The following is a 13,399-nucleotide window of genomic DNA, read 5'->3' on the forward strand; positions in this document are numbered from 1 at the left end:
CCTTAAGGCAGGGCGCGGAAACGCACCGCCAAGCTGTCGCTTCGCAAGCGCAGCGCCAGAACCGCGGCGATGAAGAACGACAACCCGGCCAACGGCAGAACCAGATGCATGCGCCCTTCGAACACGCGCTGGACCACGACGCCCAGCAGACTGGCGCCGACAAGCTGAGGCAGCACCAGGAAGATATTATGCACCCCCAGATTGACGCCGACCCTGTCGGCCGGGCTGGCGGCTGCGACAATCGCATAGGGGGCGGACAGAATGGACGCCCAGGCCAGGCCGACGCCCGCCCAGGGCAGGACCAGCATCCCTCCGCCTGGAACCAGGCTCATCGAGGCGAAACACAGGGCGCCGATCGCCAGACAGGCGGCGTGGCAGCGCGCGCCCCCGATCTTCCTGACGAACCACGGCAGGAACATAGCCGCCCCGATCGCCACCGCGTCCTGAACCCCGAACAGCACCCCGACCCAGTCCGCAGCGGCTTCATAGACGGGCGATCCGGGCCTGGCGTTTCCATACTGATGCGCGGCGATGCTGGGCACAGCATAGACCCACAGAGTGAAGAGCGCGAACCAGGTGAAGAACTGCACCATGGCCAGGCGGCGCATGATCACAGGCATGGCCGCTATGGACGCCACGATCCCCAGCACGCCCGTCAAGGGACGCGAGGGGTCACGCCGTCCGCGAATGAAGACCGCCCTCTGCAATACGCCATACAGGGCGAGCACGCCCGCCAGCAGATAGACCTCGCGACGCACGTCGAGAATGGCGGCGACCGCGGCGACGGCGACGCCCGCCGCCACCCACAGGCCCGGCCTGAGGCGGCACTCCTCAATGGTCACGCCCTGTACGACGTCGGCGTGCGACGAGCCTGCCTCCCGGGTTCTGGCCAGGGTCCACGTCACCGCCGCCAGGAAGACGACCGCCCCCACCAGGAAGGCCAGGCGCCAGCTGGGACCGACATCAAGCCCCTGCGCGCTGCTGGACGTCAGCCGGGTCAACAGCCATGGCAGACAGGAGGCGAAGATCGCCCCCGCGCCGATGAACAGCACCTGCAAGGCGTAGGCGCGGTTCAGATCCTCCTTGCCGACAAGATCGGCGACCAGGGCCCGCATCGGCTGCATCGCGACATTCACCGACAGGGTCAGCAGCCACAGGGCCAGCACGGCCGTGGACAGGCTGCCCGCGCAGCCCATCAGCACCATGGCGGCGGCGGTCATGAGCGCACCGAGCGCAATATAGGGCCGTCGACGTCCGAACCGCCCGCGGGTCCGGTCGCTCAGCCAACCCACGACCGGATGCACCAGCAGACCCGTCACCGGCGCGGCGATCCAGAGCAAAGGCAGGTCCGCCATCTCCGCGCCCAGAGACTGGAAAACACGACTGGTCGCCACGCCCTGCAGGCCCCAGACGATCTGGACGCCGAACAGACCTGCGCTGGCGTTCGCAACCAGGGCCAGGGCCTTGGAATTGCTCTTCCCTCGATCCCGTTTCTGGTCCGTCAACGCTTCGCCTCCCCAGGCCTTGCAAGCGGACTGTCCCGCCCGCGTCGCACCGTGTAGGTTGATTGTGATGACCAGCGGCGGCAACCGAAAAACGACCCTTGACGATCTTGCACGTCTTGCAGGAGTGTCTCCATCGACCGTCTCGCGCGCGCTGAACGATCACGCCCTGATCAGCGTCCCGACCAAGCAGCGCATCTGGGCTCTGGCGCGCGAACACGATTATGCGTTCAAATCGACCCTGCCGCGACCAGCGCTCGGCGGCGGCGGCTCGATCTCGATCGTCACCCCCTATAATCGCGGGCGGCCCCTGCCCCTGTCGCACCCCTTCTTCCTGGAACTGCTCGCCAGCATCGGGGAGGCGGCGCGGGCGCGCGACTGTGACTTCACCGTCAGCCATGCGGCCGCTGGTTCCTTGCAGGATCTGAAGGACGCCACCAACACCGGCACGACCAGCGGCGTCATCTTCCTGGGCCAGGCAGCCCTGCATGACGCCTTCAACGAACTGGCCGACACCAAGGCCCGTTTCGTCGTCTGGGGCGCCCACCTGCCCGGGCAACGCTATCGTTCGGTCGGATCGGACAATGTCGTCGGCGGACGCCGCGCGACCCAACATATCGCGCGCGGCGGACGCAGGCGCATCCTGTTCCTGGGCGGCACGGACCCGGAAGCCGACCAGCGCCGCCTCGGCTATCTGGAAGCCCTGGCCGCCTCGGACATCGCAGTGGACAACCGACTGATGGTCCAGGTCGAGTTCGAACTGGAATCCGCCGAACGCGCCGTGGCCCAACTCATCGAGAGCGGCGTCAAGTTCGACGGCCTGTTCGCCACCAGCGACCTGATGGCGCTGGGCGCCATCAAGGCCATCCGGCGGGCCGGCCTGTCAGTACCGGAAGACGTGTCGGTCGTCGGCTATGACGACATGCTGCTGGCCCGCCTCAGCACCCCGACCCTGACCACCATCCGCCAGGACACCTATGAAGCCGGCCGACTGATGGTCGCCAGCCTGCTTGATCCCAAGCTGTTCAAAGGCCGAGGCGTCCTGCCGACCGAACTGATCGTCCGCGAATCCTGCGGATCCTGAACGCCGCCTTCTGGCTTCAGATCGACGCCCCGCCCAAAGGAAACACCGCGCCTATAGTCTAGGGCTGGATCGTCGGAGGCGAATAGGCTTCAAAATCATCGGCGACATGCGAAAACTTGGCGACGGCGACGGCGACGGCGACGGCGACGGCGACGGCGACGGCGGCGGCTTTCTCGGCTCGCCCTTCTTCGATCCGTCCCAGAGCTTCCAACGCCAACCCCGCCCGTACCGGGCCCCCACGTATTCGGAACTGGCGGCCAATACAGCGTCGTAGGCCGTCAGGGCCGCCGCCGCATCACCCATTTGAAGCAGCACTCGCGCGCGGCTGTCCTGAATGTGCAGCGCCTCCGGCGAAATGACCAAGGCTGCATCACAGTCCTTGAGCGCCTGATCCAGCAGGACGCCCGTGGTCGCAGCAGTCCAGCACAGGTTGTTGAGGACTTCGGCGTCATCGACGGCTTTGACCCGGGCCGTAGCGAAATCCTGGGCAGCGAGGTCCAGTCGCCCCAGTTGGATGGCGGCCTTTGCGCGATAGATCAGAATGCCTTGCGAGCGTTCCTCATCCAGGGCCAGTACCTTGTCCAATAGGTCCATGGCGATCGCCTTTGATGATCACCATGCTCATGGCAGGTGGAGAGAACGGTTGATCCGAAGGCGACCCAGGTAGAGTTGCGAATGCGGCAAGCCTCATCCGCACGGATTGAGGTCGTTGATCAACTCGCCCCAAGGAATAGAAGCCCCAAGGAATAGAACCCCGGCAAAGGCGTCGGAACAACGCTGACGATGCTCCGACGCCCGCTCTGTCTTACGGTTGGCGCGTCCAGGCGTTCAGATGAGCCGAACCCTTCAACGCCTCGTCTCCCACATGGCGGCCGACATACAGGGGATAGGATCCGGCCGCGATGCGCCAGCCCGGATTGGCCGCGTCATAGTCGGCGATGATGCGCGGCTCGGCGGTCACCGTGACGCGACGCGTCTGGCCTGGTTGCAGTTCAACCTTCTCAAAACCGATCAGACGCAGCGTCGGGCGCGCCTGCCCCGCACGGAGATAGACCTGAGGCGCATCGGCGCCTGCGCGGCGGCCGGTGTTGGTGACATCGAAGCTGACCGTCAGACGGTCGCCGTCCTCGACCCGCAGGTTGGAGTAACGGAAATCGGTGTAGGACAGGCCGTAGCCGAACGGGAACAGCGGGCGATGCCCCTGCTGGTCGTACCAGCGATAGCCGACGGCTGCGCCCTCGACGTAGGGCTGCTCCCAGCTGTCGAATGCTGGCGGCTGGCGCTGATCGAAGCGCGCGGCCTCGACCGCCTTCTGAAGCTGGATGCCCGGCACTTCGGGACGCGGGGCCTGATCAATTCTGGCGGGGAAGGTCATGGGCAGGCGGCCCGACGGGTTCACCTTGCCGAACAGGACATTGGCGATCGCCGGTCCGCCGCGCTGGCCGGAGTACCAGGCCTGGACCACGGCGTTGACCTGGTTCAACCACGGCATCAGCACCGGGCCGCCGGTCTCCAGAACCACGACTGTCTTCTTGCCCGAGGCCGAGACGGCGTTGATCAGGTCGTCCTGATTGTCCGGCAGGTCGATGGTCTCGGAATCCTCGGCCTCCGTCTGCCAATGCCAAGCGAAGACGATGGCGACGTCGGCCTCGGCGGCGGCGCGGGCGGCTGCGGCGCGATCCTTGCCGTCCAGATAGACCACCTCAGCGTTTGGCGCTGCGGCGCGAATGGCGTCCAGCGGCGAGGATTTGTGCCAGGTCATCCGCACGAAGCCGTGGGACTCCCCGACCTCGAACGCATATTCCTGAACCCCGCCGACGGAACGAACCTGCGAAGAGCCGCCCCCGGACATGACGCCATAGTCGGCGCGGCCGCCAATGACGGCGATCTTGCGGGCCGTGGCCAGCAGCGGCAAGGCGCCGCCATCATTCTTCAGCAGGACGATGCCCGCCTCGGCCATGGTCTGGGCCACGTCGGCGTTGGCCTCGTAGTCGATCGGCTGCTCGTTCGCTGGCGTCGGATGGTCGATCAGGCCGGTCTGGATCACGCCGTACAGGATGCGTCGCACCATGTCGTCCAGCCGCGCCTGCTTGACCTCGCCGGCGTCAATGGCCGCGCGCAGGTCGTCGCCGAAATAGATCTGGCGATCCAGTTCCTGTCCCGACTGCTGGTCCAAACCGGCGTTGGCCGCCTTGACCGTAGAATGGACCGCGCCCCAGTCGGACATGACAAAGCCCGGATAGTTCCAGTCGCGCTTCAGCACCTGGTTCAGCAGATGGTCGTTCTCGCACGCCCAGTCGCCATTGACCTTGTTATAGGCGCACATCACCGAGGCTGGGTGGCTGCGCTCAATGGCGATCTGGAAAGCCAGCAGATCGCTTTCGCGATGCGCCGCTTCGTCGATCACACCGTCGATGATGTGACGCCCTGTCTCCTGCGGATTCAGGCTGAAGTGTTTGATGGTCGAGATGATGTGGTTGGACTGAACGCCGCGGATCTGCTCGGCGGCCATCAGCGCCGCCAGCCAGGGGTCTTCGCCCAGGTATTCGAAATTACGGCCCGCCCACGGATCGCGGGTCAGGTTCACGCCGCCCGCCAGCAGCACGTTGAAGGTCTTGGCGCGCGCCTCGGCGCCGATCATTGCGCCGCCACGATAGGCCAGTTGCGGATCAAAAGTGGCGGCCAGCGCCAGGCCGGAAGGCAGAGCCGTCGCCGTGTCGCCCTTGCGCTGTTCGACCTGATTGGCGACGCCCAGGCTGGCGTCGCTCTCGCGAAGATTGGGTATGCCCAGGCGCGGCACCCCGGTCACATAGCCTGCCGAGGGGATCATGTCGTCCAGGGGCGCGCCCGGCGTCCGGTCGGCGAACGGCGGGAAATAGCCGTGGACCATCAGCAGTTTCTCGGCCTCGGTCATCTGCTTGACCAGGGCGTCGGCGCGGTCCCAGACCGGGTCGTTGACGCGCGCCGCCAGCGGCGGGCTGTCCGGCGTCGGCATGGTCTGGGCGACGGCGGTTTGCGCCAGTCCAAAGGCGGCCAGGGCCAGCACGGCGGCAGCGGCATGGATGCGCAGGGCGCGGCGGGTCGATTGATGGCGTCGGGTCATGGAACTCTCTCTAAGTCGCATCTTGGGGAGGGTTCGAACGGCGACCCGGAAACGGAACCGCCCGAAGGAAACTGCGCGCTGATCTGACCGGAGGCGGCGCGACGCCCTGTCCGGAAAAAAGAACGCGCCGTCCCGAAGGACGGCGCGTCGGCGAGGCCGAAGCCCCGCCAGTTGCTCAGTAACGGAAACGAACGCCCAGAACGAAGCGGCGGTCGGAGCGCAGCCAGGCGTTCGGCATCAGGGTGCCGCCTTGTGCTGCGTCCGTGACCTGCTGGAACAGCTTGGTTTCGGTCGACAGCAGATTGCTGCCCTGCAGGCTGATTTCCAGACGGTCGTTCAGGTTGTAGCGGATCGAACCATCCAGGAAGCCGGTGTCGTCCTGCCAGATCGGCAAGAAGACGCAGCAGTCGACCGCGTTGACCAGATAGTCCGAACGCCAGTTGTAGGCCAGACGCGCCGCCCAGGGACCGCGCTCGTACATGCCGACCAGGTTGTACTGGTGCTCCGACAGGCCTTCCAGGCGGTCAACACCCAGAACAGTGCCGCCCGAACCCGGTTGGGCCGTCGTGCCGTCAGAACCGCCCGTCACCGACTTGACGTTGGTGTTGGTCACGCCGCTGTTGTCGATCCAGGTGTAGTTGGCCTGGATGCCCAGCCCCGCCCACGGTCCCGGCAGGAAGTCGAAGAACTGCTGGTAGGCGAACTCGAAGCCGGCGACCTTGGCGCCTGCACCGTTCATCGGACCACGGAAGTCGACGCTGCGCGTCACGCCGTTGTTGGTGACGTCCAGCGTATAGCCGCCGTACTGAATATAGTTGTCGAACTTCTTGTAGAAGGCGGTGGCGGTGAACGAGCCGGCGTTGGCGAAGTAGTGCTCGATCGCCAGGTCGAACTGATCCGCCGTTATCGGCTTCAGATACGGGTTGTAGGCGCTGGCCTGGTAGGTCGGATTGACGCCGGTGATGACGCCGGCCGAGTTCTTGATCCAGCGCGGATCGGTCGGGTCGCTGCCCGGAAGGCTGCGGCCCAGGCTGACGTAGTTCTTCATCAGCCCGATGTCCGGACGGGACATGGCGCGCGAAGCGGCGAAGCGAACCACCCACTGCGGCGCGACGTCGATCTTCAGGTTGAAGCTCGGCAGCCAGTTGCGGTGCGTGGCGTTGGCCGTGCTGGCCGTGCCGCCGCCCGAGTTGAACGCGATTTCCTCCGGCGACAGATAGCAGCCGATCGTCTTGGGAACGCTGGGAACGCCCGGCACCGGCACGATGTCGCGGCATTCCAGGTCGCCTGTCGTGAAGGCGATCGGATAGGCGATGGACCCGGTGCTGGAGTTCTTGGTCTCCACATAGCGGACGCCGATGTTGCCCGACACCGGCACGCCGCCGATCAGGGCCTCCGGACCGCCGAAGCGCAGCATGGCGTAGGCGGCGTAGCTTTCTTCCTGAACCTTGTTCAACTCTTCCGCACGGAAGCAGCCATCGACACGACCCGTGCGCTCGCAGATCGGGGCCCACTGATCCTGACCCGCGCCGAGGTTCGCATAGCTCAGTTGGTTCGCGGCGCCTTCAGCCAGTCGATCCAGGTTGAAGAAGACGTATTCGCCGTTCGACCCCAGGAAGCTGTTGCCGAACTGGCGGGTCTCATAGAGGCCCGTCGGATAACCCTTGAAGTTTCCGTCCGGCGCATGCTTGTCGATGTTCCAGAAGCGGTACTGTTCTTCCCAGAAATTATAGGTGTTGGCGATATTGCCCCAGTTGAATCCGCTGAAACGGACCGTCTGGTTGCGGTCGGCATAACGCACGCCCGCCGAAATCGCGTTGAACCAGGGATTGTCGAAATCGTACCGAACGTCCGCGCGCAGAGCCAGTTCATGGCCCTCGTCGTCTTCGATGTGGTCCATCACGTGGTTGTAGCGATAGTTGTTCGGGTTGGTCAGGCCGCCCGGCGACTGATTGATGTTGGTCGGCGCACTGAAGCTGATCTTCGGACGGCTGCCCGAGGCGTCAAGCGTCAGATTGGCGAAGGAATACTGGGCGACTTCGATGTCGTAAGCTTTGACCGTGGAGTCGACGTATTGCGCATCGAAGCTGGCGTGCAGTTTGTCGCTGATGCGCCACTTCAGGTTCAGCGCCAGATCCTGCGTCATGTTCTCCTGGCGGTTGAAGCGCGTCACCGCGTTCAGTTCGCCCGCCTTGAAGGAGTTCTCGCAGCCCGTGTACCAATAGCAGACATTCAACATCGGCTGACCGGCGCTGTTGCGTGCAATGTTCATCGAGGCGGCGTTGTCAGCCCCCCAGTAGCCTGTATCGACCTGCTGAAGCAGCAAGGTGCCGTTCTGGAACAAGCCGTCTGCGCCGAAGGTGAAGGGCTTGCCGTTCAGACCCGGCGTCGGGATATGCGGCGAGCGCGCGCCGCCCGGCGTATAGACGAAGTCGACCGGCACGGCCCACATGTCGGCGCCCAGTGAGACGATGCCGCGCTCGCGCCACTCGTTGGTGTATTCTGAGCGGTTGTATTGGCCCGTCAGCTCGAATTGACCGTCATTGCTGCGCCACTGACCGGCCAGGGCGATGCCGTCGCGCTGACGCTTGTATTCGGTCTGACGGTTGCTGACGCTGGACGGGATATACTTCCGGCCCGGACCGAAGACGTTGTCGAAGATGCCCATGCGGCCGTACTGGATCACTTCCGACTGGGTCGTCACTTCCGAGTGGGCCAGATTCACCAGGAAGCCGAACTGTCCGTACTGGGTCTCCCAACGGTCGCTGTAGATGCCCGAGACTTCCGGCGTGTATTTCTGCGACAGGTCGCCATAGTTCACCGTGCCGGAAACCTGCAGCAGGCGGCCCGAAGAATCGAACGGCGTGCGGGTGCGCAGGTTGATCGTGCCGGCGATGCCGCCTTCGATCAGTTCTGCCGTCTGGTTCTTGTAGGTGTCGACGCCCTGCATCAGCTCAGGCGAGATGTCGCCCCAGCTCAGACCGCGCGACGAGTTGGCGCTGAAGCTGTCGCGGCCGTTATATTCCGAACGCACCTGAGACAGGCCGCGCACGATCACGCCCGACGGCTCGGCGCCATAGTGGGAGGCGTCATCGGTGGCGGTGAAACGGTTGACGGTCACGCCGGGAACGCGCTGCAGGGCCTCTGCCACCGACTTGTCGGGGAAGGCGCCGATATCAGTTGCGGTGATGGTGTCCACCACAGTGTCCGCGTTACGACGCGCCTCTTGCGAGGTTTGCAGCGCGCGACGCGTGCCCGTGACCAGGACTTCGCCGACTTCAGCCGCATCATCCTGATCAGTCGCGGCAGCCTGCTGCGCCATGGCCAGCGACGGCGCAGCGACAGCGGCGAATGCGCCGAGCACCAGCACGGACACGCCGTGCTTCAGCGAACGCGAACGCCCGCTCGACATTCTTTTTCCAACCATGTTGGACATATCTATCCCTCCCTAAGAGGGTCAGCGGCAAAGCCGACCCTTAGTTTTTTTGCTTATGTTGAACGTCATTTTGCTGAGCAGCCAATCCGGCAACACAGCGCCCCTACTCATCTCAATACTGAGTTGAAATCGCACCAATACACACAAGAATAATCGTATCTACCGGAACCGCGAGGCGGTACTCTTGCCCTCACGGGAAGCGCAAACCAAATACAGCCCTCCCTTTAATGCAGAGAAACAAAACCAGATAAGATTACTCGTTCAGTGCACGGAAACGGATCGCTTGACCGCCACCCGGCCCCATCGCCACGTTCAGCACATCATGCGAGGTGACGATCTGCCTGGCCGTTTCAAAGGCATAGGGATTGGTCAGATAGTCCGCTCCAGGAGCGTCGCGATAGATCTGCGCCTCGTAACGCTTGGCCGGGTCCAGGAAGTCCAGCTTGACCGGCAGAGTGCGCGCCTGTTCGTCGGTGACGGCCCCCAGGAACCAGTCCGAACCCCCGCGCTGCTGACGCGCGATCACGGTGTAGTCGCCAATCTTGGAGTCCAGGGTCCGGGTCGTTTCCCAATCCGTCGGCACGTCCAGGATGAACTGGAAGGCGTCCGAATGCTTGGCGTAGTTTTCGGGCAGGTCAGCGGCCATCTGCACCGGGCTGTAAAGCACCACATACAGAGCCAACTGGGTCGCCAGCGTCGACTGAACCCGCTCGTTCACATCCGTCTTGCCGAAGGTCAGGTCGAAGATGCCCGGCGTATAGTCCATCGGACCAGCCAGCATCCGCGTGAACGGCAGGATGGTGACGTGTTCCGGCGGATTGGTCGGACGCCCCCAGGCGTTGAACTCCTGCCCACGAGCGCCTTCACGGCTGATCATGGTCGGATAGGTGCGACGCATGCCCGTATCCTTGACCGGCTCGTGCGCGTTCAGGGCGATATTGCGCTGAGCGGCCTCAAGGGCGGCGCGCAGTTCGTGCTCGACACGGTACTGGCCCGCGAACCATTCATGCTGCGGCGTGCCGTCGGCGTTGAAGCCGCGCACGATCGTGCCGCTGGGCCGCACATAGCCGGTCTTGATCACATGAACGCCGACGCTTTGGTACAGGTCGTAGCCCGCCTCCATCTGCGCCTCATAGTTCGGCACAGCGCCGCCCGTCTCATGGTGGCCGATGATGTTCGTGCCTTTGGACTGGGCGTAGGCGGCCAGTCCGGGCAGGTCGAAATCGGGATAGGATTGGGTGAAGTTGAACTTGTCGCCATTGGCGACCCAGTCGCCGTCCCAACCCAGGTTCCAGCCCTCGACCAGCACCCCGTTGAAGCCGTTGGCGGCGGCGAAGTCGATGTAGCGGCGCACGTTGGCGTTATTGGCGCCGTGCATCTCGCCCGAGCCCCAGGTCGACTTGTTCAGGTGCATCTCCCACCAGACGCCGACATATTTACCGGGCTGGAACCAGGAGATGTCGCCCAGCTTGTTCGGCTCGTTCAGGTTCAGTTCGATGCGCGAATCCGCCAGGGCGGCTGGCGAATCTCCCACCAGAACCATACGCCAGGGGGTTTCGAACGGACCGGTGCGATATACGAGCGTGCCGTCCGACCACGGCATCAGATCGGCCTTGAACTGGTTCTCCCCGGTCCGCTTCAGGTTCATGCTGGCGTATTGCGTCAGCGCGGCCTCGTGGATCGACAGATAGGTTCCGCCGGCCCCCTCAAGGGTGAAGGGCGTCTCAGCCAGGCCCACCTCGTTCAGCGGACTCTTTTGATACAGATATTCGTCCCGCTCGGGACCACGCGCCGGATACCACCAGGCGTCATACGAACCGATCAGATTGAACTGCGTCGCTTCATCCGTGATGGCGACTGCCTCTTGCGCGCCCAAGGACTTGTAGTCGTAGCGGAAGCCGAAGCCGTCATCGAACACGCGGACGACCAGATCATAGGGCGTCGCTCCCCGGCGCCCCGCCAGCGACACCCGCGCCTCGTTGTGGTGATCGCGAATAACGCGCTGCTCGCCCCACGGCTGCTCCCAGGTCGCATCCTTGGAATCGCGGGTTACGCGCACGATGCGGTTGACCGGCGTCGTCGAACGGTCGCGCAGCGTCAAACCCAGAGCTGAGGGCGCGATCAAGGGCTGACCATTGCGCGACACGACGTAGTGCGCGCCGTCAGCGCCGGTTTGCACGCAGAATGTCAGGGCCTGATTGGGCGACGACACACAGGCGCTGTCATCCGCCGCAACAGCCTGCCCGGAGAAAGCCAAAACACTGCTCATCGCAGCGCCCGCCATCAGGCATCCCAACAGTCTTTGCATGCATCCTCCGCAAGATTTTGCGCTCTGATAATGACCGGCGCACTTACCCTTAGGGCTGACGCTATAAGGCTCTCATGTCAAGTTAACGCAATCAAACGTAACAATGCGTGTCCCGAAGGTCACTGTTTATGCAAGTTCTTGCATTTCCGAGGCTGAACCCAACCGTGGTCGCCCGCCCCCAGTCGGATGACGAAGTCTGCGCCGCAAATATGCACGCCAGGGTCTGTCACGCCGCGCGCTGTGACGTTGTCGAAACGCGCCTCGCCCGGCGCCTGCACCTGAAACGCGACGTCCCCTGCACCATCGATTTCGATGCCATCGAACCGCAATCCCGTGATCGGATGCTGACCAACGACGTGCAACGCTGGGTAAGCGCTATCGACGATCCGATTATTCGTAAAACGGATGTCAGCGGCGATAGGCTTGTCCAACGCGAACAGCCACAGGGCGCCGATGCCGTAACGCCAGTTCGGGTCAAGCACGCCGCTTCGCAGGATGGTGTTGTCCGACACCCGGATCACACCTTCGAATGGCGTAGCCTCGAATCGCGCGCCAAGATGGATGCCACCGCCGCTTAGGGTGTCCACCAGCAGATTGCCCTCAACCGTAATGTCGCGCCCGCCATAGACGGCGATGCCATTGGCCAGGGTCGGTGCGATAATCGTATTGCGGCGATAGACGATGTCGTGGTCTGCGCCAGGGTTCGACCATAGCGCCAGGCCATCATCCCCCGCTCCGCGCACAAACACGTGCTCGACCAATGCGTTGCTCACGCCGTTGCGCAGGTTGATCCCGTCCGCCGCCACATCGAGGATCCGCAGATTACGCATCGTCAGGCCGTCGAACGGCCCATCCAACCAGGCCCCGACTTTGACGTGCTGCAGCCAGAGATTCTCGATCAGCGATCCGTCACCGTACCCGCCGCCCAATGCATTGACCTGGGCATGATCATCGCGGTGAGCGACCCGACCAAAGATCGCCAGATCACGGATCGTCACGGCCCGTCCGGGCCCACCGCCCTCGCGCTCGCCATACAGACCCACACCGTCGCCGGTCAGGACCGTGCGCCATTGGCCCGCCCCGTACAGGGCTACGCGGTCCATCAGAATGTGCCGCTCGATCCGGTACTCGCCCTCGGGCGCAAAGACGGGACGCCCTGCGGCGCGCGCAGCCGCAATCGCCGCATCAAATGCGTCAGCCGATGATGCGGCACCCGTGAGGTCGGCACCAAAATCCAACACCGACAAGGCATTCGCCGGAGCCGGAACAGGTTCAGGAACCCGCTCGTAGTCGATCAGATCGATAACGGCCCATTCAACGCCCGCATCCTCCGGAAGGGTCAGCCTTAGCCGCCCGCCGATCGGAATAATCTGCGCCAGATGCAAGCGCACATGGCTGAACACATGATGCCCCCTGCCCTCGTGGGCATCCGCCGGATTCCGGGTGAAGGGATAACGGCCATAATACCAGTTATAACGCGACGAAATCGGCGCCCGATCGACAAGCACGCCATCGACGGACACCGTCAGATCCGCGTCCACCCCGCCGCCGCCTGGCGCATCCGGCAAGGCGTAACGAATGGTCAATCCATCCGCTGGCGCAGCCAGAACCACCTCGACATATTGCCCTGGCGCCAGTTGCACCGCTCGTCGGCCAGAGGCTTCGGCCGCCACCGAACCGAAAGCGAGGTCGGGGCCGATCACAAGCCCGTTCGTCACACCATTCTCGGCTTCCACCTCCAGGAATGACACTTCGGCGCCACGCCCAGCGACCGTTTCAGGCGCCTCGGCCGCGACGGTTATGGGCGTCGCCTGCCCGGCCAAGAATGCGCTGAAAGCAAGAATGGCGAGCATGGCGACTTTCCCTGAGAACGCGATCCGGTGGCGCACATCCGCACACCCGTCAGCAAGACTTGCTGCTGTCAGGCGCCGATCAGCCTGCGTGGCGGACGCGGATAAACGATTGT

At 64.0% G+C, this 13,399-nt stretch carries 7 protein-coding genes; 1 reads left to right on the plus strand and 6 read right to left on the minus strand.

Annotated features, from left to right (window positions below):
• Positions 1-2: 2 nt before the first annotated feature.
• Positions 3-1,505, minus strand: a complete 1,503-nt coding sequence (locus KWG56_RS13265; RefSeq protein ID WP_219355120.1) for an MFS transporter — start codon at positions 1,503-1,505, stop codon at positions 3-5.
• 67 nt (positions 1,506-1,572) lie between these two features.
• Here KWG56_RS13265 and KWG56_RS13270 point away from each other — a divergent pair, with 67 nt between their 5' ends.
• The gene (locus KWG56_RS13270) at positions 1,573-2,586 is read left to right on the plus strand and encodes a LacI family DNA-binding transcriptional regulator (protein WP_219355121.1); all 1,014 of its coding nucleotides are present in this window, start codon (positions 1,573-1,575) and stop codon (positions 2,584-2,586) included.
• A gap of 51 nt (positions 2,587-2,637) precedes the next feature.
• Here KWG56_RS13270 and KWG56_RS13275 read toward each other — a convergent pair whose 3' ends face one another.
• The 5 genes from KWG56_RS13275 to KWG56_RS13295 form a co-directional block, all read right to left on the minus strand.
• The gene (locus KWG56_RS13275; RefSeq protein WP_219355122.1) at positions 2,638-3,180 is read right to left on the minus strand and encodes a tetratricopeptide repeat protein; all 543 of its coding nucleotides are present in this window, start codon (positions 3,178-3,180) and stop codon (positions 2,638-2,640) included.
• 211 nt (positions 3,181-3,391) lie between these two features.
• Positions 3,392-5,689 (minus strand): beta-glucosidase, encoded by a 2,298-nt coding sequence (locus KWG56_RS13280; RefSeq protein ID WP_219355123.1) that lies wholly within the window; start codon positions 5,687-5,689, stop codon positions 3,392-3,394.
• 175 nt (positions 5,690-5,864) lie between these two features.
• The gene (locus tag KWG56_RS13285) at positions 5,865-9,101 is read right to left on the minus strand and encodes a TonB-dependent receptor (protein WP_219355124.1); all 3,237 of its coding nucleotides are present in this window, start codon (positions 9,099-9,101) and stop codon (positions 5,865-5,867) included.
• A 277-nt stretch (positions 9,102-9,378) separates the two neighbouring features.
• On the minus strand, positions 9,379-11,433 hold the full coding sequence (locus KWG56_RS13290; protein ID WP_244999516.1) for a glycoside hydrolase family 97 protein: 2,055 nt from the start codon (positions 11,431-11,433) through the stop codon (positions 9,379-9,381).
• A gap of 119 nt (positions 11,434-11,552) precedes the next feature.
• On the minus strand, positions 11,553-13,322 hold the full coding sequence (locus KWG56_RS13295; RefSeq protein WP_219355125.1) for a glycosyl hydrolase family 28-related protein: 1,770 nt from the start codon (positions 13,320-13,322) through the stop codon (positions 11,553-11,555).
• Positions 13,323-13,399 lie beyond the last annotated feature (77 nt).

Source organism: Brevundimonas nasdae, from assembly GCF_019395145.1.
GTDB classification, from domain to species: Bacteria; Pseudomonadota; Alphaproteobacteria; order Caulobacterales; family Caulobacteraceae; genus Brevundimonas; species Brevundimonas nasdae.